The 19,724-nt window shown below is 71.3% G+C and carries 20 protein-coding genes, 1 pseudogene and 2 riboswitches; of the genes and pseudogenes, 14 read left to right on the forward strand and 7 right to left on the reverse strand.

What is annotated here, in order from left to right:
• Positions 1-65: 65 nt before the first annotated feature.
• From EDD92_RS15025 to EDD92_RS15040, 4 genes are all read left to right on the forward strand, one after another.
• The gene (locus tag EDD92_RS15025) at positions 66-1,049 is read left to right on the forward strand and encodes an N-acetylmuramoyl-L-alanine amidase (protein WP_123964785.1); all 984 of its coding nucleotides are present in this window, start codon (positions 66-68) and stop codon (positions 1,047-1,049) included.
• Positions 1,050-1,135: 86 nt separating this feature from the next.
• On the forward strand, positions 1,136-1,927 hold the full coding sequence (locus EDD92_RS15030; protein WP_185124024.1) for a DUF5336 domain-containing protein: 792 nt from the start codon (positions 1,136-1,138) through the stop codon (positions 1,925-1,927).
• Between the two features lie 117 nt (positions 1,928-2,044).
• Positions 2,045-3,055 (forward strand): LLM class F420-dependent oxidoreductase, encoded by a 1,011-nt coding sequence (locus tag EDD92_RS15035; RefSeq protein WP_123964786.1) that lies wholly within the window; start codon positions 2,045-2,047, stop codon positions 3,053-3,055.
• A 48-nt stretch (positions 3,056-3,103) separates the two neighbouring features.
• The gene (locus tag EDD92_RS15040; protein ID WP_030932055.1) at positions 3,104-3,391 is read left to right on the forward strand and encodes a hypothetical protein; all 288 of its coding nucleotides are present in this window, start codon (positions 3,104-3,106) and stop codon (positions 3,389-3,391) included.
• Positions 3,392-3,395: 4 nt separating this feature from the next.
• Here EDD92_RS15040 and EDD92_RS15045 read toward each other — a convergent pair whose 3' ends face one another.
• From EDD92_RS15045 to EDD92_RS15055, 3 genes are read right to left on the reverse strand one after another with little or no spacing between them, the layout of a single operon-like run.
• Entirely contained in the window at positions 3,396-4,466 is a 1,071-nt protein-coding gene (locus tag EDD92_RS15045; RefSeq protein ID WP_123964787.1) for a prenyltransferase/squalene oxidase repeat-containing protein, read from the reverse strand.
• The gene (locus tag EDD92_RS15050; protein WP_115908450.1) at positions 4,463-5,197 is read right to left on the reverse strand and encodes a class I SAM-dependent methyltransferase; all 735 of its coding nucleotides are present in this window, start codon (positions 5,195-5,197) and stop codon (positions 4,463-4,465) included. The genes EDD92_RS15045 and EDD92_RS15050 overlap by 4 nt, the downstream gene beginning before the upstream one ends.
• Positions 5,191-6,597: a glycosyltransferase family 4 protein gene (locus tag EDD92_RS15055; protein ID WP_123964788.1), complete on the reverse strand. Its 1,407-nt coding sequence runs from the start codon at positions 6,595-6,597 to the stop codon at positions 5,191-5,193. The genes EDD92_RS15050 and EDD92_RS15055 overlap by 7 nt, the downstream gene beginning before the upstream one ends.
• 219 nt (positions 6,598-6,816) lie before the next feature.
• Here EDD92_RS15055 and EDD92_RS15060 point away from each other — a divergent pair, with 219 nt between their 5' ends.
• The gene (locus EDD92_RS15060; RefSeq protein ID WP_123964789.1) at positions 6,817-7,467 is read left to right on the forward strand and encodes a TetR family transcriptional regulator; all 651 of its coding nucleotides are present in this window, start codon (positions 6,817-6,819) and stop codon (positions 7,465-7,467) included.
• A 194-nt stretch (positions 7,468-7,661) separates the two neighbouring features.
• Here EDD92_RS15060 and EDD92_RS15065 read toward each other — a convergent pair whose 3' ends face one another.
• The 3 genes from EDD92_RS15065 to EDD92_RS15075 all read right to left on the reverse strand — a co-directional run bounded on the left by EDD92_RS15065 (position 7,662) and on the right by EDD92_RS15075 (position 10,573).
• Entirely contained in the window at positions 7,662-8,525 is an 864-nt protein-coding gene (locus tag EDD92_RS15065; protein ID WP_123964790.1) for a tetratricopeptide repeat protein, read from the reverse strand.
• A 58-nt stretch (positions 8,526-8,583) separates the two neighbouring features.
• Positions 8,584-8,771: riboswitch (TPP riboswitch) on the reverse strand.
• A gap of 67 nt (positions 8,772-8,838) precedes the next feature.
• A complete protein-coding gene (locus EDD92_RS15070) occupies positions 8,839-9,111 on the reverse strand; it encodes a ferredoxin (protein WP_123964791.1) in 273 nt (90 codons plus the stop codon).
• Between the two features lie 4 nt (positions 9,112-9,115).
• On the reverse strand, positions 9,116-10,573 hold the full coding sequence (locus EDD92_RS15075) for an aldehyde dehydrogenase (protein WP_123964792.1): 1,458 nt from the start codon (positions 10,571-10,573) through the stop codon (positions 9,116-9,118).
• Positions 10,574-10,725: 152 nt separating this feature from the next.
• Here EDD92_RS15075 and EDD92_RS15080 point away from each other — a divergent pair, with 152 nt between their 5' ends.
• The 4 genes and pseudogenes from EDD92_RS15080 (at position 10,726) to EDD92_RS15090 (ending at position 12,989) form a co-directional block, all read left to right on the forward strand.
• Positions 10,726-10,989: a hypothetical protein gene (locus tag EDD92_RS15080; protein WP_123964793.1), complete on the forward strand. Its 264-nt coding sequence runs from the start codon at positions 10,726-10,728 to the stop codon at positions 10,987-10,989.
• 74 nt (positions 10,990-11,063) lie between these two features.
• Positions 11,064-12,092 (forward strand): MBL fold metallo-hydrolase, encoded by a 1,029-nt coding sequence (locus EDD92_RS15085; protein WP_123964794.1) that lies wholly within the window; start codon positions 11,064-11,066, stop codon positions 12,090-12,092.
• Between the two features lie 42 nt (positions 12,093-12,134).
• Positions 12,135-12,581 (forward strand): annotated as a pseudogene (locus EDD92_RS51085) (nuclear transport factor 2 family protein); the annotation flags it as partial.
• Positions 12,582-12,653: 72 nt separating this feature from the next.
• Complete coding sequence (locus EDD92_RS15090) at positions 12,654-12,989, forward strand: RidA family protein (RefSeq protein WP_260327301.1); 336 nt, start codon at positions 12,654-12,656, stop codon at positions 12,987-12,989.
• 10 nt (positions 12,990-12,999) lie between these two features.
• Here EDD92_RS15090 and EDD92_RS15095 read toward each other — a convergent pair whose 3' ends face one another.
• Positions 13,000-13,659: a phosphotransferase gene (locus EDD92_RS15095; protein WP_123964795.1), complete on the reverse strand. Its 660-nt coding sequence runs from the start codon at positions 13,657-13,659 to the stop codon at positions 13,000-13,002.
• 111 nt (positions 13,660-13,770) lie between these two features.
• Positions 13,771-13,844, forward strand: a riboswitch (cobalamin riboswitch).
• 128 nt (positions 13,845-13,972) lie between these two features.
• Between EDD92_RS15095 and EDD92_RS15100 the strand changes: the two genes are divergently transcribed.
• Genes EDD92_RS15100 through EDD92_RS15120 form a run of 5 tightly spaced genes read left to right on the forward strand, consistent with a single transcriptional unit; the run spans position 13,973 to position 19,523 of the window.
• Positions 13,973-15,193 carry a prenyltransferase/squalene oxidase repeat-containing protein gene (locus EDD92_RS15100; RefSeq protein WP_123964796.1) on the forward strand — a complete coding sequence of 407 codons (1,221 nt, stop codon included), beginning with the start codon at positions 13,973-13,975 and terminating at the stop codon, positions 15,191-15,193.
• Complete coding sequence (locus tag EDD92_RS15105; RefSeq protein ID WP_123964797.1) at positions 15,190-15,825, forward strand: SCO2322 family protein; 636 nt, start codon at positions 15,190-15,192, stop codon at positions 15,823-15,825. The genes EDD92_RS15100 and EDD92_RS15105 overlap by 4 nt, the downstream gene beginning before the upstream one ends.
• 55 nt (positions 15,826-15,880) lie before the next feature.
• Positions 15,881-16,951 carry an energy-coupling factor transporter transmembrane component T gene (locus tag EDD92_RS15110; RefSeq protein ID WP_260326535.1) on the forward strand — a complete coding sequence of 357 codons (1,071 nt, stop codon included), beginning with the start codon at positions 15,881-15,883 and terminating at the stop codon, positions 16,949-16,951.
• Complete coding sequence (locus EDD92_RS15115) at positions 16,948-18,714, forward strand: ABC transporter ATP-binding protein (RefSeq protein WP_123964799.1); 1,767 nt, start codon at positions 16,948-16,950, stop codon at positions 18,712-18,714. Before EDD92_RS15110 ends, EDD92_RS15115 begins: the two co-directional genes overlap by 4 nt.
• The gene (locus EDD92_RS15120; RefSeq protein ID WP_123964800.1) at positions 18,711-19,523 is read left to right on the forward strand and encodes an ECF transporter S component; all 813 of its coding nucleotides are present in this window, start codon (positions 18,711-18,713) and stop codon (positions 19,521-19,523) included. The genes EDD92_RS15115 and EDD92_RS15120 overlap by 4 nt, the downstream gene beginning before the upstream one ends.
• Positions 19,524-19,724: the final 201 nt, after the last annotated feature.

Genomic DNA, 19,724 nt, shown 5'->3' on the forward strand with positions numbered 1-19,724 from the left:
CATAGGGTGGGCACAAGACCTCAGGCACCCTGCGGATCGGCCTGACGCCCCGTAGGGTGGCAGCCGTGTCGTACGTAGGCCCGGACTTCGATCCTCCCCAGCCCCGCCGTCCCCGTCGCAGCCCCGTGACCGTGGCGGTCGCCGCGCTCGTGCCGGGCGCCCTGCTCGGGTGGCTGGTGTACGAGGCCATGGGCAGCAGCGGGGACGACGGCGGCGGGGCAGGCCAGGCGACCGTACGGACGTCCACGACGGCGACGTCCGGCGCGCCCGCCTCCTCTCCCGCCTCCTCCTCGGCCGGCGACGACAAGAACCCGAGCAGTCCGGCGCCCACCCTCGCCTCCCCGACCTCGTCGGCGCCCGCCGCCTCCGGCCCCCTCAAGGGCAAGGTCGTCGTCATCGACCCGGGCCACAACCCCGGCAACTTCCAGCACGCCACCGAGATCGCACGCAAGGTGGACATCGGCACGAACAAGAAGGAGTGCGACACGACGGGTACGTCCACCAACTCGGGCTACACGGAAGCCCAGTTCACCCTGGACGTGTCCCACCGCCTGAAGGCCCTGTTGGAGAAGCAGGGCGCCACGGTGAAGCTGACCCACGACGGCAACTCCCCTGCCTGGGGCCCGTGCGTGGACCAGCGGGCGCAGATCGGCAACAAGGCCCACGCCGACGCAGCGATCTCCATCCACGCGGACGGCTCCGCGGCCGGCAACCGCGGCTTCCACGTCATCCTTCCCGGCTCCGTCCACGCGGGCGCCGCCGACACCCGCCCCATCGTCGCCTCCTCCGCCAACCTCGGCGAGCGCATCGCGGGCAACTTCGTCCGCGTCACGGGAGAACCGCCCTCCAACTACATCGGCGACGGCACCGGCCTCGTCACGCGTAAGGACCTGGGCGGTCTCAATCTGTCAACGGTTCCCAAGGTGTTCATCGAATGCGGGAACATGCGCGATAGCAAGGACGCGGCACTGCTCACCAGCGGTGCCTGGCGGCAGAAGGCCGCGCAAGGAATTTCTGATGGAATCGTGAGTTTCCTGCACGGTTCGTGATCAGCGGGCTGATCCCGGCGGACACGTCGAGCGGGCGGACGATAGGGTCTACCGACGACGAGACGACTTACGAAGGACCGACTGAAGTGAATATCCGCTCCCTCACACGAGGCGACGGCGTGGTGATCGGGGCAGCGGTGTTGCTGTTCATCGCGTCGTTTCTCGACGTAGCCAGCTGCAGCGGCAGTTTCTGCGGCCAGGCCGACATCCCGAACGCCTGGGACGTAAGCCTCGGGCTCGGTCTCGGCACCTACATGGCCGGCGTGGTCGGCGCTGCGCTCATCGTGGTCGCCCGCCTGCTCCCTCAGCCCCGCAAGATCGCGGGCCTGGAATTGGGACCGATCGGCGTCGCCCTGACGCTCGCGACCGCGTGGTCGCTGCTGTGGTGGACGATCGACGCGGATAACACAGGCTCCGGCCTCATCCTTGGCTTGATCGCTGCGCTGATCCTCGCCGGCGGCGCGATCGCCTCGCAGCTCGTCCCCGCCCTCCAAGCCGCCCTCATCCCCGCCCCCAAGCCCGCCGCCCCCCAGCCCTACGGCGCCCAGCCCCCCGGTGGCTACGGCTACCCCGGCGCCGGACAGCAGCAGCCCTACGGCGGGCAGCCGCAGCCGGGTCAGCCCTATGGCGCCCAGCCGCAGCAGGCACAGCAGCCGCAGGCCCCGCAGCCGCCGGCCGGGGACTTCTCGCCGTTCTGGTTCGCCGTGCCGGTGCCGCGGCCGCTGTTCGCGGAGGACGGTTCGCCCACGCCGATCGCCGAACTCGCGCCGGGCACCTGGTACCTGGCCGTCGAGCAGCGCGGCCCGGCCCTGGTCGCCCAGACGCAGGACGGCCGCCGCGGCGTGCTGCAGGACACCTCCGGGATCCAGCGCGGCTGACGCCCGCCGAACGAGCAACCACCGGCCCCTCGCCCTTCCGGGCGGGGGGCCGTTGTCGTACAGTCGCAGCTCCCAGCCCTGTATCTGACTGGCCGTCAGTTATCTGATGGAGGCGTCATGCGACTCGGTCTCGCCCTCGGCTACTGGGGCCGCGGCCCCTCCCCCGACCACGTGCCGCTCGCGCAGGAGGCCGAGCGGCTCGGATACGACTCCGTGTGGACCGCCGAGTCGTGGGGATCCGACGTCTTCACTCCCCTGACCTGGATTGCGGCTCAGACGTCAACCATCAAGCTGGGTACGGCAGTTGCACAGATGGCCGCCCGCTCCCCGACCACCACCGCCATGCACGCCCTCACCCTCGACCACCTCTCCGGCGGGCGCATGATGCTCGGGCTGGGGCTGTCGGGGCCGCAGGTGGTGGAGGGGTGGTACGGGCGGCCGTTCCCGAAGTCGCCGCTGACCGCGACCCGGGAGTACGTGGACGTCGTACGGCAGGTGCTCAGGCGCGAAGGGCCGGTCGTGCTCGACGGGCGGTTCCACTCCCACCCCTACAGCGGCGGGGACGGCACCGGCCTGGGCAAGGCACTCAAGTCCATCACGCACCCCTTGCGCCGCGACCTCCCCATCCTCCTCGGTGCCGAAGGGCCGAAGAACATCGCGCAGACGACGCGTATCGCCGACGGCTGGCTCCCCCTGTACTGGTCGCCGACCCGCCCCGAGGTGTACGAGGCCTCGCTCACCGATGCCCCCGACGGCTTCCTCGTCGCCCCCATGGCCCAGGTCCGGGTCTGCGACGACGTACGCGAGGGCCTGCTGCCCGTGAAGACCATGCTCGGGTTCTACATCGGCGGAATGGGGCACGCGGCTCGCAACTTCCATGCCGATCTGATGGCGAGGATGGGGTACGAGGAGGAGGCCCGGCGCATCCAGGAGCTGTTCCTGTCCGGGCGGCGCGAGGAGGCCGTGCTGGCCGTTCCCGACGCCTTCGCCGACGAGATCTCGTTGGTCGGGCCGCGTGAACGGATCGCCGAGAGGCTGGAGTTGTGGCGCAAGGGGCCGGTGACGGATCTGCTGGCCCTCTCCCCGGACCGGGAATCGTTGCAGGTGCTGGCCGAGCTGAACTCCTGAGGGAACCCGTTCGGGTTTCATATAGCATCCGGCGGCAATCCGGAGAGTATGTCTCGATACAGCAGCGGTAATCGAGCCGGGGCGGTCGTAGCGATCGTCGCCGACATCATGGCCCTCATACTGGGCCTGTGGATCCTGATGTACCTGTTGGACGCCAACCGTGCCAACGACCTGGTGCAGTTCGTCCACAACGCGGCCAACTGGCTGGCCGGCTGGTCGCGTGACCTGTTCACCTTCGACAAGGCCTGGGCCCGCGTGATCGCAGGGTACGGCCTGGCAGCCGTGGTCTACCTGTTCATCGGCCACGCGATCGCCGGACGGATGTCCCGCAACTGAGACCTCAGGCGCAGCAGTCCGGATCCAGTCCCCTCGGCAGCTGCTCACCGCCGAACACCGTGCAGGTCGCCTCGTGGCCGCCGAGGGCGGCGACCGCCAGCAGCAGGGATCCCGCCGTCCAGGTGGTCAGCTCGCGCGGCCAGATCGCCTCGTCCTCGAAGACGTAGCCCGTCCAGTACAGGCCGGTCTCCGGGTCCCGCAGGTGCTGGATCGACTGGAGGATGTCCAGCGCGCGGTCGGACTCGCCCATCGCCCAGAGGGTGAGGGCGAGTTCGGCCGATTCTCCGCCCGTGACCCACGGGTTGGGGACGACGCAGCGCACGCCGAGGCCGGGGACGACGAAGCGCTCCCAGCCCTCCTCCATACGGGACTTGGCCTCGGTACCCGTCAGCGCACCGCCCAGCACCGGGTAGTACCAGTCCATCGAGTAGCGGTCCTTGTCGAGGAACCGCTCCGGGTGGCGACGGATCGCGTGGCGGAGCGCTCCGACCGCCAACTCCCAGTCCGGCTGCGGCTCTTCGCGCTGTTCGGCGACGGCGAGTGCGCAGCGCAGGGCGTGGTGGACGGAGGAGGAGCCCGTCAGCAGCGCGTCCGTGGTGAACGTCCCGTCGTCCTCGCCCTTCCAGCCGATCTGGCCGCCGGGCTGCTGCAGCCGCAGCACGTACTCGATGGCCGCGTAGACAGACGGCCACATGCGGTCCAGGAAGGTGTCGTCGCCCGTGGACAGGTAGTGGTGCCAGACGCCCACGGCGATGTATGCGACGAAGTTCGTCTCGCGTCCGCGGTCGGTGATGTCTTCGGCGTCCCCGTCGGCGTAGGCCGCGTACCAGGAGCCGTCCTTGTTCTGGTGCCGCGCGAGCCACTCGTACGCCCGCTCGGCGGCCTCGTGCTCGCCCGCCGCGTCCAGGGCCATGGCGGCCTCGGTGTGGTCCCAGGGGTCCAGGTGGTGTCCCCGGAACCACGGGATCGCGCCGTCCTCCCGCTGTACGGCGAGGATGCCGCGGACGGTCGCGGCAGCCTGCTCGGCGGTGAGGACCCCGGGCAGGACGAGGTGTTCTGTCCGGGGAGTGGTCACCGGGCGTCCACCGACGGCAGGTGGGGCTTGGTCGCGTAGGCCACGAAGCTCTTGCCGATCAGGGGGTTGAGGGCCTGTTCGGCGACCCTGGTGGCCAGCGGCTTCTTCATGATGTCCCAGACCAGGAGCTTGTGGTACGCCTTCACCGGCAGCGCCTTGTCGTTGTCGACGCCGAACGCGCACTTCAGCCACCAGTAGGGGGAGTGGAGTGCGTGCGCGTGGTGGGTGCCGTAGGGCTTCAGGCCCGCCTCGCGGATCTTGGCGAGGAGCTCGTCGGCCTTGTAGATGCGGATGTGGCCGCCCTCGACCTCGTGGTAGGCGTCGGACAGCGCCCAGCAGACCTTCTCGGGGCCGTAGCGCGGGACGGTGATGGCGATGCGGCCGCCGGGCTTGAGCACCCGGACCATCTCGGCGAGCACGCCCTTGTCGTCGGGGATGTGCTCCATGACCTCGGAGATGATCACGACGTCGAAGGACTCGTCCGGGAAGGGGAGGGCAAGTGCGTCGCCCTCCATCGCCGTGGCGGTGGCGCCCGCCGGGGCCTCGCCCGCCTCCTTCATCGCGGCGAACCACTTCGCGACCTCGCGGATCTCCTCGCCGTTCTGGTCGAGCGCCACGACCTGGGCGCCGCGCCGGTAGCACTCGAACGCGTGCCGGCCGGCCCCGCAGCCGAGGTCCAGGACGCGGTCGCCCGGGGCGAGCGGGAACCGGGAGAAGTCGACGGTCAGCACGTGGCCCTGCTTTCGGGGTGGGAAGCGGCTAGTTCTTCTACGGCGTCTAGGACGGCCTTCGGCGGTGCGGCCGCGCTGTGTGCCGGGGCCGGGGAGCCGCTGATGGCCTCGCGGTATCTGGCGACCGTTCCCTCGGCGGCACGGGCCCAGGTGAAGTGCCGCAGCACCCGCTCGCGTCCGGCGCGGCCGAGCCGTACCCGCAGCTCCGGGTCGCCCAGCAGGCGGCTCAGGCCCGCGGCCAGGGCACCCGGGTCACCCGGCGGCACCGCGAGACAGGTCTCCCCGTCCCGTCCGGCGACCTCGGGGATCGCGCCGCCGGTCGTCGCGACCAGCGGCGTCCCCGTGGCCATCGCCTCGGCCGCCGGGAGCGAGAAGCCCTCGTACAGGGACGGCACGCAGGCGACCTCCGCCGAGCGGACGAGGTCGACCAGTTCGGCGTCCGAGATGCCCTTCACGAACTCGACGGCGCCTTCGAGGCCGTAGCGCTCCATGGCCTGGGCGACGGGGCCCTCGGTGGGCCGCTTGCCGACGACCACGAGGTGGGCGTCGGGGTGCTCGGTGCGGACCTTGGCGAGTGCCTCGACGAGGAACACCAGGCCCTTGAGCGGGACGTCCGCGCTGGACGTCGTCACGATCCGGCCGGGCACGACGGGGACCGACGGGTTGGGCGAGAACAGGTTCGTGTCCGCGCCGATGTGGACGACGTGGATACGGTCCTCACGGACGCCCAGGTGGTCCACGATCTCGGCGCGGGACGTGCCCGACACGGTGAGGACCGAGGGCAGACGTCGGGCGACGCGCTTCTGCATGCGCGTGAAGGCGTACCAGCGCCGTTTGCCCCACCGCTGCTGCCAGTTCTCGGCGGCGTCCAGCTCCAACTGCCGGTCGACGGTGATGGGGTGGTGGATGGTGGTCACCAGGGGGGCGCCCACATCGCCCAACAGCCCGTATCCGAGCGTCTGGTTGTCGTGCACGACGTCGAACTCGCCGCGGCGGGCGCGGAGATGGCGGCGGGCGCGGAGGGAGAACGTCAGGGGTTCCGGGAAGCCGCCGGTCCACATGGTCGCGACTTCCAGCGCGTCGATCCAGTCGCGGTACTCGTCGCGCCCCGGGGTGCGGAAGGGGTCCGGCGAGCGGTAGAGGTCGAGGCTCGGCAGCTCGGTCAGGCTCAGGCGGCCGGCGTAGTCGGCGCCCTCGTCGAGGACGGGGTACGGCTGGGAGCCGATGACCTCGACACGGTGGCCGAGGCGGGCCAGCTCGCGCGAGAGATGGCGGACGTAGACGCCCTGTCCGCCGCAGAACGGGTTCCCTTTATAGGTGAGGAGCGCGATGTGGAGCGGTCGCTCGCCGTCGGCGGCGAGGTCCTCCTGGGGACCCGCCTGACTGGCCTCAGCGGTCACTCTGGGCCCCCTTCTGCGTGCACTGTCCCGCGAGATTACGCCGGGACGCTAATCTAGAACAAGTTTCAGACTTGATCGTCCAGGAGGCTCTGAATCTACCGGCAGGTAGGGGCGCAGTGAGCAGTGGATCAGGTGATTCGCGCCACGGCGGAGGCCCTGCCAAACTCGGTGCGATCACCAGCCCTCACCGATAGTCACGGAACGTACGGAACGGGATCCATGCCTGCGCAAGCGAAGGTGGCCAAGGTGGAAGCACGTACCTCGCAGCCGGCCTCCCCGCCCCTCACGGAGCGGCAGGAGGCGCGTCGTCGGCGCATCCTGCACGCGAGTGCGCAGCTGGCCAGCCGGGGTGGTTTCGACGCGGTGCAGATGCGTGAGGTCGCCGAGTCCTCGCAGGTGGCGCTGGGCACCCTCTACCGCTACTTCCCGTCCAAGATCCATCTGCTGGTCGCCACCATGCAGGACCAGTTGGAGCACATGCACGGCACGCTGCGGAAGAAGCCGCCGCAGGGTGAGACGGCGGCCGAGCGGGTCGCCGAGACGCTGATGCGGGCCTTCCGGGCGCTGCAGCGCGAGCCACATCTGGCCGACGCGATGGTGCGTGCGCTGACGTTCGCCGACCGGAGCGTCTCGCCCGAGGTGGACCAGGTCTCCCGCCAGACCACCGTGATCATCCTGGACGCGATGGGCCTGGAGAACCCGACCCCCGAGCAGCTCTCCGCGGTCCGCGTCATCGAGCACACCTGGCACTCGGCCCTGATCACCTGGCTCTCGGGCCGCGCCTCCATCGCCCAGGTCAAGATCGACATCGAGACGGTGTGCCGGCTGATCGACCTGACGGATCCGGCGGCGTCCGGAAAACCGTCCTGAGGAGGCCGGAGGAAGTCGGCCGCGGTTCGGCAGCGCCCTGAAGGGGCGCGGGGCCCCGCCGCTGCCGCGGCCGATGTCACAGCCGATGTGCAACCCCGCCGCGGAGCCGCACATCGGCACAGCCGGCGGAGCGCCCAGCCGCGCCCATGGGCCCGGTCTCAGCGGAGCGCCTGGCCGCGCCCGACGGGCCCGGCTCAGCCGATCGCCGTCAGCCCGCTCCAGCTCCGCCCGATCACCGCGCCGTCCGCCCACTGCGCCAGCAGCCGCCGCGCCTCCTCCTCCGGGGCCGCGAGGGACACCGTCTGGGTGCCCGCCGGCAGGCTCCGCTCCTGCTGATGGGTGCCCTCGCTGCAGCAGGCGCAGAGCACGCGGACGCTGCTGGCGGGTTCGGCGCCGTAGCCGTGCTCGCCGAACAGCTCGAGCAGGGCCCTCAGGTCGTCCACCTCGCCGGCCGCCACGGTCACCTCCAGGGTGGGCAGCTCGGAGGCCTCGAAGAGGAGCAGTTCGTCGAAGACGGGGTAAGTGACGCCCTCGTAGCTCCGCTCCCCCTTCGGCTCGCCGTCGTGCACGACGATCTCGCCGTACCGCCGCCCTCCGGTCACGGGTACGTTGACCACTCGCCCGCGCGTCGGGCACAGCCGCTCGATCCACACGACCTCGCGCTCACCGCCGGTGTCGAGCCGCACGCAGGCGTTGCCGAAGCGGCCCACGATCTCGCCCTCACCCGCCGGGAGGTCGATGCCGAAGCCGGCCCAGGCGTCGCGCGCCGTCGCCCAGTCGCGCTGGATGGTCGCCGCGATGCCCAGGTTCCAGTGCGCGGGGTCACCCTCGCCGCGCGGGGCCCGGGCGGCCGCCTCGCGTCCGAGCTCGTACGCCTTCGCCCAGTTCCGCAGGAACTTGTGGGCGAGCGCGGCGTCGTACCACCAGTCGGCGCTCGGTTTCTCGTCCGGGAAGTGGGCGAGCACCTGCTCGTAGAGGCCGGCGGCGCGCAGCCACTCCTCGGCCTCCCACGCCTCACGAGCCTGCTTGATCAGCTGTCCGGCCTCGGCCTTGCGCACTCTTCCCCGCCCTGATCGTTCCTACGGCATTCGCAGGAGCGTAGCCCCGGCACACAAAGGACCTACGAGACGGGTTCCCTTCGCCGGCATTACCCGGGTCAGGTAGTGGAGGTCGCCTTCCGGTCGCAGACCTTGCGATCCACGGTCTTCCGGCCTCTCAGCCCGGACCGTCGACGTCGGTCCCAGCGGACTGACTGCTTCACGCCAGAATCGGCTACTCCGGTTCGGACTCCCTCACTCGTCCCGTAGGCCAATTCCCAGAATAGAACATCCGACCGGGAATGAAACCCCTGAAAGGGTACTTTTTCGGGCTCTACTCCTCCGGCGGGAACACCGGCTCCCCGCTCCCCAACAGCGTGATCACGATCGCCTCCACCGGGCAGTTCTCCGCCGCGTCCAGGATGCGTTCGTTGGCGTCGGTCTCCGGCCCGACGGGGTGGGACTGCATGGCGGAGTCGAGACGGAAGGCCCCGGTCGCCCGGTGGACGCACTGGGCCGAGCCGATGCACACGGAGCGGTCGACCTCGACGTGCCAGCGGTCACCCGCCCCCACGCTCGAATGCGCTCGCGCGGGAGGTACCCCCATTCGCTCAGCCCTCCCAGCCCGCCGGGAGATGGATCATCTTGTGTTCGAGGTACTCGCCGTAGCCCTCGGGGCCGAACTCCCGCCCCAGGCCGGAGTTCTTGTAGCCGCCGAAGGGGCCGAGCATGTCGAGGCTGAAGGTGTTCACCGAGTACGTGCCGGTACGGACCTGCCGCGCCACCTCGATGCCGTGCCCGACGTCCGCCGTCCACACGCTGCCGCTCAGCCCGTAGTCGGAGTCGTTCGCGATCTTCAGGGCTTCGGACTCGTCGCCGTACGGGAGCAGGCAGATCACCGGGCCGAAGATCTCCTCCCGCGCTATCCGCATCGAGTTGTCGACGTCGCCGAAGAGGGTCGGCTCGACGTACCAGCCGCGGTCCAGGCCCGGCGGGCGGCCGCCGCCGGTGAGGATCTTGGCGCCCTCCTCCTGGCCGATGCGGATGTAGTCGAGGTTGCGCTGCTGCTGGCGCTTGGCGACGAGTGGGCCGACCTGGGTCGCCGCATCCAGCGGGTCGCCGACGACCAGGGCGCTCGCCGCCGCCGCGAAGGCCTCGGCGAACTCGTCGTAGCGCGAGCGCGGCAGGAGGATGCGGGTCTGGGCCACGCACGCCTGGCCGTTGTTCATCCAGGCCGCAGGGACGACACCCGCGACGGTCGTCGCCACGTCCGCGTCCGGCAGGACGACCGCCGCCGACTTGCCGCCCAACTCCAGTGTCACGCGGGTGAGATTGTGCGACGCCACCTCCATCACGCGCCTGCCCGCCGCCACCGAGCCCGTGAAGGAGACCTTGTCGATCCCCGGGTGTCCGACCAGGTACTCGCTGACCTCGCGGTCGGCGGGGAGGATCGACAGCACGCCCTCCGGCAGGCCGGCCTCGCGGGTGATGTCGGCCAGGATGTACGCGTCCAGCGGCGACTCGGGCGACGGCTTGAGCACCACCGTGCAGCCGGTGAGCAGCGCGGGCGCGAGCTTGGCGGCGGCCACGAACTGCGGGACGTTCCAGGGGACCACGGCCGCCACGACCCCGACCGGCTCCCGCCGCACCAGGATCTTCCCGAGCACGCCGTCGCGCTTCTCCTCGTACGTGAAGTTCCGGGCGACCGTGATCGCCGCGTCCCACACCATCATCGCGCCGAGCGCCTGCGCGAGGACGCTCCAGGAGTACGGCGACCCGTTCTCGGAGGAGATCACGCGGGCGATCTCCTCGTGCCGTACGGCGATCGCGTCCTTGATGCGGGTGACGACCTCGATCCGTTCGTCGAGGCTCATCCGCGGCCAGGGGCCCTCGTCGAAGGCGCGGCGCGCGACGGCGACGGCCCGGTCGACGTCCTCCCGCGAGGCGTGCGGCACCCGCCCGATGACCTCCTCGGTGTGCGGCGAGATCACCTCGATGACGTCCTTGCCGAGGGGGTCGGTCAACTCCCCGCCGATGAACAGCTGTCCGTGTTCCACGAGCTCGGTCATGGCCGACTGCCTCCCCGGAGCGCCTGTCTCTGACGGTTCATCAGATACGGCACTGATACCAGTTCCCTCCGGAGTAGTCCACGGACCGCACATCACTTCGCCCCGCCCTGCGATGATCAAGCCCGGGAGAGCGCCCGGAGGAGGCATGGGAGATGACTGGTGGCCACAAGCGCGGACGCGCCTGGGCGATCTTCTCCACGTCCGTGGCCCTGGCCTTCTGCGGCGCCGCATGGATGGCCTCGGCATGGGCGGACACGCACCGCCCCGGGGTCTCCGTCCACCGGGAAGAGAAGAGCCCGGAAGAAATCAGGAAGTACTGGACCCCGGAGCGCATCCGACAGGCCGAGCCGGCCGAGATGCCGGTCGTCCACCCCTGCGACGGCCTCAAGTCCGCACTGCACCCGAGCTGTTGGTGACCTCAGGCTCCCATCGAAACGCGTTCTAGTTATAGTGGCCGGAGCGTGGCCGGTTCGCGGTGATTGGGGAGCCCATGACGCAGGTGTACGACCACGGCGGAGGCGTCCGGTCGATCCAGGTCCCCATCCCGGACAACCCCCTCGGCCATACGCTGGTCTACGTCGTCGACACCGACCGCGGGCCGGTACTGATCGACACGGGATGGGACGACCCCGCCTCCTGGGACACGCTCGCCGAGGGACTGGCGGCCTGCGGTACGGCAGCGGGCGAGGTGCACGGCGTCGTCATCACCCACCACCATCCCGACCACCACGGCCTCTCCGGCAAGGTGCGCGAGGCGTCCGGCGCCTGGATCGCCATGCATGCCGCGGACACCGCGATCGTGCGGCGCACCCGCGACACCCGGCCGGGGCGCTGGTTCGCGTACATGACCGCCAAGCTGGTCGCCGCCGGCGCCCCCGAGAAGCACGTGGCACCGTTGCGCGACGCAGCCCCCCGCACCACCCTGCCGGGCTTCTCCCCCGCCCTGCCCGACCGGGAGATCGTCCCCGGCGAGCTCCTCGGCCTCCCGGGCCGAAGGCTGCGTGCGATCTGGACGCCGGGGCACACCCCCGGCCACGTCTGCCTGCACCTGGAGGAGCAGCATCCGGCCCGACTCCCGGGCCACGGGCGGCTGTTCTCCGGCGATCATCTGCTCCCCGAGATCACCCCGCACATCGGCCTGTACGAGGACCCCGACGACACCACGGTCACCGACCCCCTCGGCGACTACCTCGACTCCCTCGAACGCGTCGGCCGTCTCGCGCCCGCCGAGGTGCTCCCCGCCCACCAGCACGTGTTCGCCGACGCGCCCGCACGCGTACGGGAGTTGCTGAACCATCACGAGGAGCGGCTCAGCGGCCTCGGATCCCTCCTGGTGGAACCGCTCACCCCCTGGCAGGTCGCCGAGCGCATGGAGTGGAACCGGCCCTGGGCCCAGATCCCGTACGGATCACGGAACATCGCGGTCTCGGAGGCCGAGGCCCATCTGCGGCGGCTGGTGAAGCTGGGGCGGGCGGAGGCGGTGGCGGGGAGCGATCCGGTGACGTACGTGGCGGTGTAAAGCGGTCGCGCCCGGTGATCCGCCACTGCTACCAACTCTCCCATGGACCCGTTGCAGCAACTCCTCGCCGAACGCGCCTGCGAGCGTCTGATCCTCGACTTCGTCCACCGCCTGGACCTCGGCGAACCGGCCTCCGTGGCCGAGCTGTTCACCGAGGACGGCGTGTGGGAGTGGCCGTCTCCGGGTGACGGGCGGCGGTCCGAGGGGCGGGAGGCGCTGCGGAAGTACTTCGGCGCGCGGCCGGCCGACAAGCTCTCGCGGCGGATCATGTCCAACATCCGCGTCACGGTGACATCGGCGGACACGGCCGAGGCCACCTCGTACTTCACGACGTACCGGATCGAAGGCTGGACGGGAGACATGGTGCGGGCCGCCCCTCCCGTCCAGGTCGGCCACTACGAGGACACCTTCCGCCGCCTCGACGGGCAGTGGCGGCTCGCCTCCCGGATCCTTCACCTCCCCTTCGGCGGCCCGACCCCGCAGGTCGGCCGCGGCCCTCTCGAATCCGTCCGCACCGACCGTGCGCCCTTCGTCCGGTTTGCCGACGGCAGCGCGCCGCCGCTGTCTCAGGGGGTCCGGGGCGGTCCGTTGCTCTTCACCTCGGGCCAGGGGCCGCTGGATCCCGTCACCGGGGAGATGCCCGCGGACTTCGGTGCGCAGGCACGGCAGGTGCTCGCCAACGTCGAGGCCGTCGTTACGGCGGCAGGCGGCGACAGGCGGTCGATCACACGCTGCACCTGCTATCTGACCGACCGCGCCCACTTCGCCGAGTTCAACCGCGTCTACCGGGAGTTCTTCACGGACTGCTCGCCCCTGCCCGCTCGTACGACGGTGGTCGCGCGGCTGGTCCGGGAGGGGGTGCTGGTCGAGGTCGACGCGGTGGCCGTCGTCGGCTGAGCGCCGGGCCCTAACGCAGCAGCGTACGGATCAACTCCTCGGCCTCCCCGAGGAGTTCGATCTCGCGCCGGCTCATCGTCGGGTTGGCGGCGCGTCGGCGTCGGGCCTCCGTCAGGCCGGCCTCGGTGAGGTGGGAGGGGTCGGCGAGCAGGGCGGTCAGCATGGCGCGGGCACCGTCGGCCACCGGGTGGTCGTCGACTGCCACCTGGGCGAGGATCACGGCGGAGATACCCCAGTCGAGGCCCGGGTGGCCCTCCTCCGCGTTGGACCAGTCGATCACGTACGGGCCGTCGGGCGTGAGCATCACGTTGTCGGGGTGCAGGTCGAGGTGGAGGACTCTGCCGTCGGCGGAGTTCCTAGCGGGGATGGTGTGCAGCCGTCGTAGCAGGTCGGCGACTACGGCACCCGCCTCCTCGGCATCCAGCGAGCCGCCCAGGCACGCCTGAAGCATCGTCGGCCCGGACAGCCGTTCCATCACCAGGTCGGTACGCGTGGAGTCGGCGAGCAGTACCCGGGGCACGGGATAGCCGTGTGTGCGGACGTGTTCGATCACGGCACCCTCCGCGGTCGCGTCACCCCACCCCTCGCGGTTGCGTCGCAGTACCCAGGCCTCGTCGATCTCGTACACGTCGTTGACACGCCCCGAGCCGAGCAGCTTCCCCGTAGCCATGACCCGAACCTTGTCATGACATCGCGACGATCACCCGCACGCCCTCACAGGCAGCTCTCAGCGTGTTCCTACGGGCCGGTACAGTGGCCGGGTCGTCATCACGCCGTACGGGGGGAAGCCGGTGCAATTCCGGCGCTGACCCGCAACCGTAAGCCGCCCGTTCGAGGCGGTCAGCCGGACTGCCCCGCACGCTTGTGACCGGCTCACGTGCGTCGGCGGCCCGTCGGCGTGCGGCACCGTCGAGGCATACGGAGCCGAGCCGCCCGGGGTGTCCCGTGCTGCCCGCTCCCGCAGGGAGAGGCACCCGCCGATCATGAACGTCGTCCGCCGCAGCGTCGCTGTACTGGCTGCCACCACCGTCGTACTGGGTGCAGCCGTCCCCGCCTTCGCCGCGTCCCCCGCCCCGTCCCTGCCCGACGGGCTGTACGGCACGTCCGACCCGAAGTACGACGGCGTCTGGCGCCAGTCGCTGGCACTGCTCGCGCAGGACACCGTGGGTGTGAAGCCGGCGGCGAAGGCGGTGGACTGGCTGGTGGGACAGCAGTGTGCGAACGGGGCGTTCGCGCCGTTCCGCGCGGACACGGCGAAGGCCTGTGACGCGAAGCTCATGGTCGACACGAACAGCACGGGCGCCGCCGTCCAGGCCCTCGCCGCACTAGGCGGGCACGACTCCGCCACCGGCAAGGCGGTCTCCTGGCTGAAGTCCGTGCAGAACAAGGACGGCGGCTGGGGCTACGCGCCGGGCGGGGCGAGCGACGCGAACTCGACGTCCGTCGTCATCGGCGCCATGACCGCCGTGGGCGAGAAGCCGGACCAGGTCGTGAAGGGCGGCAAGTCTCCTTACGACGCCCTGCTGAAGCTCGCCCTCCCCTGCGACGGGGACGGCTCGGGCGCCTTCGCCTTCCAGCCGGACAAGAAGGGCAAGCTGTCCGCCAACGCGGACGCGACCGCGGCGGCCGTGGTGGGCACGCTCGGCAAGGGGCTGACCGGGGACGCGCCGAAGCCCGCCGGCACCGCGCCGGCGTGCAGGAAGGCCGCCGGCGCCGAGCAGGCGGCGCAGAACGGTGCCGCGTACCTCGTCGAGGCCCTGGCCAAGGACAAGCACCTGACGTCGACGCTCCCCGGCGCCAAGCCCCAGCCCGACTACGGCAACACGGCCGACGCGGTCCTCGCCCTCGCGACCGCGGGCCACGGCGACAAGGCGGCCGACGCCATGCGCTGGCTGGAGACCAACTCCCGGGCGTGGGCCCGGCAGGCCGGTCCGGCCGCCTACGCGCAGCTGATCCTTGCGGCTCACGCGGAGACCGCCGACGTCCACGACTTCGGCGGACAGGACCTCGTGAAGCTCCTCAACGCGACCGGCCCGGCGCCCGCCTCCGCCCCGACCCCCGCTTCCCCCACGGCGCACTCGGACAAGGCGGAGCACAAGGACGACTCCGGCGTCAGCGTCTGGTGGATGGTCGGCGTCGGCCTCGTCGGCGGTATCGGTGTCGGCTTCCTGATCAGCGGACGCAAGAAGAAGGCGCAGCAGTGATACGCCGCTTGCTCCCGCTCCTTGCCGCGCTGCTGCTGGCCCTGACCGGCAGCGGCCAGGCCCAGGCCGCCGGTTACCGCTACTGGTCCTTCTGGGACTACGACGCCGGTCACTGGACGTACGCCACCCAGGGCCCCGCCACCACCCGCCCCTCCGACGGCGCCGTCCAGGGCTTCCGCTTCTCGGTGAGCCAGGACTCGGGCGACTCGGCGAAGCCGCGCGGCCAGGCGTCGTTCGCGGTGATCTGCGCGCGGACTCCGGCCCAGGAAGGCCGCAAGCGGGTGGCTCTCGTCATCGACTTCGGTACGGCGGCGGACGCCCCGTCCGGCGAGACGCCGCCGTCCCGCCGTACGGTCTGCGCGCGGGTGTCTCCCGACGGGACGACGGCGGATGCCCTGGCGTCGGTGGCGAAGCCGCTGCGGTACGACACGAACGCCCTGTTGTGCGCGATCGACGGGTATCCGCGCAAGGGGTGCGGTGAGCAGGTCGCCGCCGGGAAGAAGCCCACGGGTGCCGCGAAGGGCGGCACGAAGGACAGCGGCCCGTCGGTGGGGCTGTTCGCGGGGGCGGGGGCGGTCGCGCTGCTGGGCGCGGCGGCCGTGTGGCAGGCACGGCGACGCAGGCATGGCTGATCGGCCGAGTGCCATGTCACACACCGCCGGTGCCGTGCGGAATACGGCCAGTGCCATGTCACACACCGCCGCGCCGCTGCACCCGGGGGCCTGGTGGCTCTGGTCCCTGGGCCTGGGCACCGCGGCCACCCGCACCACCAACCCCCTTCTCCTCTCCCTCCTCATCGCGGTGTCCGCCTACGTAGTCGCCACCTGCCGCGCCCGAACCCCCTGGTCCCACTCCTACTCCGCCTTCCTCAAACTCGCCCTCGCCGTCCTTCTCATCCGTCTCGTCTTCGCGGTGGCGCTGGGCTCCCCCATCCCCGGCACCCACGTGATCGCCACACTCCCCGAACTCCCGCTCCCCCACTGGGCCCAGGGCATCCGCCTGGGTGGCAGGATCACCGCCGAGTCGCTCCTCTTCGCCTTCTACGACGGCCTGAAGCTGGCCACGCTCCTCATCTGCGTGGGCGCCGCGAACGCCCTCGCCAACCCGTCCCGTCTCCTCAAGTCCCTGCCGGGCGCGCTCTACGAGACGGGCGTCGCGGTGGTCGTGGCCCTCACCTTCGCCCCGAACCTCATCGCCGACGTCCAGCGCCTGCGCGCCGCCCGCCGCCTGCGCGGCCGCCCGGACAGCGGCATCCGCGGCCTGCTGCAGGTCGGACTCCCCGTCCTGGAGGGCGCGTTGGAGCGTTCGGTCGCGCTGGCCGCCGCGATGGACGCCCGCGGCTACGGCCGCAGCGCCGAGGTCCCGGCCGCCGTCCGCCGCACCACCGCCGCGCTCACCCTCGGCGGCCTGCTCGGCGTCTGCGCCGGGACGTACGGACTGCTCACCGCCGAAGGCGGCACGTACGGCCTGCCCCTGCTGCTCGCAGGGGTCGCCGCGGCCCTGGCCGGTCTGCGGCTGGGCGGCCGCCGTAGCCTGCGCACGCGTTACCGCCCGGACCGGTGGGACGCCCGCGCCTGGCTGGTCGCGGGATCCGGCGCCGCGGTCGCCGCGCTGCTCACCCTCGCCGCCGACGCCGACCCGGCAGCCCTGCACCCCGGTGTCGTCCCGCTGGTCGCTCCCACGCTCCCCCTGTGGCCGGCGGCGGCCGTACTGCTGGCCCTGCTGCCCGCCCTCATCGCCCCCAAGGAGCCGTCGTGATCCGCTTCGAAGATGTCTCCGTGACGTACGAGGGGGCGGCCGAACCCACTGTGCAGGGGGTGGACTTCGAGGTCCCGGAGGGTGAACTCGTACTCCTGGTCGGCCCGTCGGGAGTCGGGAAATCGACGATCCTCGGCGCGGTCGGCGGTCTCGTCCCGCACTTCACGGGCGGCACCCTGCGCGGCCGTGTGACGGTGGCGGGCCGCGACACCCGTACGCACAAGCCGCGCGAACTCGCGGACGTGGTGGGCACGGTGGGCCAGGACCCGCTCTCCCACTTCGTGACGGACACCGTGGAGGACGAACTCGCCTACGGAATGGAGTCGTTGGGCCTCGCGCCCGACGTGATGCGCCGCCGCGTCGAGGAGACCCTCGACCTCCTCGGTCTGGCCGACCTCCGCGACCGCCCCATCGCCACCCTCTCCGGCGGCCAGCAGCAACGCGTCGCGATCGGCTCGGTCCTCACCCCGCACCCCCAGGTCCTGGTCCTGGACGAACCGACCTCGGCCCTCGACCCGGCAGCGGCAGAAGAGGTCCTGGCGGTCCTCCAACGCCTGGTCCACGACCTCGGCACCACAGTCCTGCTGGCGGAACACCGCCTGGAACGGGTCATTCAGTACGCGGATCAGGTCGCCGTCCTGTCGGCCCCCGGAGCCCCACTGCTGGTCGGCACCCCGGCCGAGATGATGGCCGTATCGCCGGTGTGTCCACCGGTGGTGGAACTGGGGCGGCTGGCCGGGTGGTCACCACTGCCGCTGACAGTGAGGGACGCCCGGCGCCGGGCGGGTGGGCTGCGGGAACAGCTGGCCCAGCCTGCGGGCAGCCGCAACTCCGGTCAGCCTGCGGGCAGTCGTGCCGCTGGGGCGGCTCCCGCCCCAAAGAGAGGCGGCACCCGGCAAGCGCGGCCAAGCGACACCGCCCCTACCTCAGCCCCCACCCGCCGATGGCTCCCCTTCCTCCGCAACCACAAGCCCACCCCCACCACACAACCAGCCGCAGTCCAACCCACCGCGGAAGTCCACGCCCTGTCCGTCCGCCGAGCCCGCATCCAAGCCCTCCGCCACATCACCCTCACCATCAGCCCCGGCGAAACCCTCGCCCTGATGGGCCGCAACGGCGCCGGCAAATCCACCCTCCTCAACACCCTCGTAGGCCTGACAGAACCCACCGCGGGTTCGGTGACCGTCGGCGGCCTCACCCCCCACCGCACACCATCCCCCACCCTCATGCGCCACGTGGGCCTCGTCCCCCAGGAACCCCGCGACCTCCTCTACGCCGACACGGTCGCAGCCGAGTGCACGGCAGCCGACCGCGACGCCCACGTCACCCCCGGCACCTGCCGCACGCTTTTCTCGAACCTCCTCCCCGACAGCACCGGCATCACCGACGACACCCACCCCCGCGACCTCTCCGAGGGCCAACGCCTCACCCTCGCCCTCGCCGTCGTCCTCACCTCCCGCCCACCCCTGCTCCTCCTCGACGAACCGACCCGCGGCCTGGACTACGCGGCAAAGGCCCGGCTCGTGACCCTGCTCCGCGACCTGGCAGCCGAAGGACACGCGATCGTCCTGGCCACGCACGACGTCGAACTGGCCGCCGAACTCGCCCACCGCGTGGTTCTGCTCGCCGACGGCGAGGTGATCGCGGACGGGCCGACGGCCGAGGTCGTCGTCTCGTCCCCGTCCTTCGCCCCGCAGGTCACCAAGATCCTCGCCCCGCAGCAGTGGCTCACGGTCGCGCAGGTACGGGAGGCCCTGGCATGACGCCGCAGGCGCGCCCCATCCGCCTGGGCCCCCGTTCCCTCATCGCCCTCGCCCTCGTCAGCGCCGTGGGCGTGGCCGCCTTCGGCTGGCCCTTCCTCGCCCCGCCCGCCTCCCAGCTCAGCGCCCACGCCCAGGACGCCCCCTGGCTCTTCGCGGGTCTGCTGGTGCTGCTGGTCGCCGTCGTCGCCGCGACCATCGCGGAGTCCGGGCTCGGCCCCAAGGCGGTCGCCATGCTCGGGGTGCTCGCGGCAACCGGCGCGGCTCTGCGCCCGCTCGGCGCCGGAACCGCAGGCATCGAGCCGATGTTCTTCCTGATGGTGCTGAGCGGACGCGTGCTCGGCCCGGGCTTCGGCTTCACCCTCGGCTCGCTCACGATGTTCGCGTCCGCGCTGCTCACGGGCGGGGTGGGCCCGTGGATGCCGTTCCAGATGCTGGCGATGGGCTGGTTCACGATGGGGGCCGGGCTGCTCCCGGGGCCCGACCGCCTGCGCGGCCGCGGCGAGCTCGCCCTGCTCGCCGTCTACGGTTTCCTCGCCGCCTTCGCCTACGGCACGATCATGAACCTGGCCGGCTGGCCCTTCATGGGCGCGCTGGCCTCGGGAATCGCCTTCGACCCGCAGGCCGCCGCCCCCGCCAACCTGGCCCGTTTCCTCGCGTACTGCGCGGCCACCTCGCTGGGCTGGGACCTGGGCCGGGCCGTCGTCACCGTCGTACTGACGCTCATGCTCGGCCCGGCGGTGCTCAGGGCACTACGCAGAGCCACCCGGCGGGCGGCGTTCGAGACCGCGGTCACGTTCGAGCCTCGTTGACCGGTGAACCACCCCACATGACCCACATCACCCACTACCTTCCCTAGTAGTGCATTTCGGACGCCATGTCCACGCCATAACCGCCTCTGACCTGCACTTTGAGAGTCAGGTCACACGAAGCTCACCCCTCCCACATACGACCACAACTAGCAAATAGGGTCATTGCGGACCCCTTCCGAGCCTGCTTCTCTGGATGACGTC

Source organism: Streptomyces sp. TLI_185, assembly GCF_003814765.1.
Lineage (GTDB): Bacteria > Actinomycetota > Actinomycetes > Streptomycetales > Streptomycetaceae > Streptomyces.

Bases quoted from the DNA above. Each gene is read 5' to 3' on its own strand.
- EDD92_RS15035 (WP_123964786.1), top strand. From the start codon at position 2,045: ATGCGACTCGGTCTCGCCCTCGGCTACTGGGGCCGCGGCCCCTCCCCC.
- EDD92_RS15040 (WP_030932055.1), top strand. From the start codon at position 3,104: ATGTCTCGATACAGCAGCGGTAATCGAGCCGGGGCGGTCGTAGCGATC.
- EDD92_RS15060 (WP_123964789.1), top strand. From the start codon at position 6,817: ATGCCTGCGCAAGCGAAGGTGGCCAAGGTGGAAGCACGTACCTCGCAG.
- EDD92_RS15070 (WP_123964791.1), bottom strand. From the start codon at position 9,111: ATGGGGGTACCTCCCGCGCGAGCGCATTCGAGCGTGGGGGCGGGTGAC.
- EDD92_RS15075 (WP_123964792.1), bottom strand. From the start codon at position 10,573: ATGACCGAGCTCGTGGAACACGGACAGCTGTTCATCGGCGGGGAGTTG.
- EDD92_RS15080 (WP_123964793.1), top strand. From the start codon at position 10,726: ATGACTGGTGGCCACAAGCGCGGACGCGCCTGGGCGATCTTCTCCACG.
- EDD92_RS15085 (WP_123964794.1), top strand. From the start codon at position 11,064: ATGACGCAGGTGTACGACCACGGCGGAGGCGTCCGGTCGATCCAGGTC.
- EDD92_RS15095 (WP_123964795.1), bottom strand. From the start codon at position 13,659: ATGGCTACGGGGAAGCTGCTCGGCTCGGGGCGTGTCAACGACGTGTAC.
- EDD92_RS15100 (WP_123964796.1), top strand. From the start codon at position 13,973: ATGAACGTCGTCCGCCGCAGCGTCGCTGTACTGGCTGCCACCACCGTC.
- EDD92_RS15110 (WP_260326535.1), top strand. From the start codon at position 15,881: ATGTCACACACCGCCGCGCCGCTGCACCCGGGGGCCTGGTGGCTCTGG.
- EDD92_RS15120 (WP_123964800.1), top strand. From the start codon at position 18,711: ATGACGCCGCAGGCGCGCCCCATCCGCCTGGGCCCCCGTTCCCTCATC.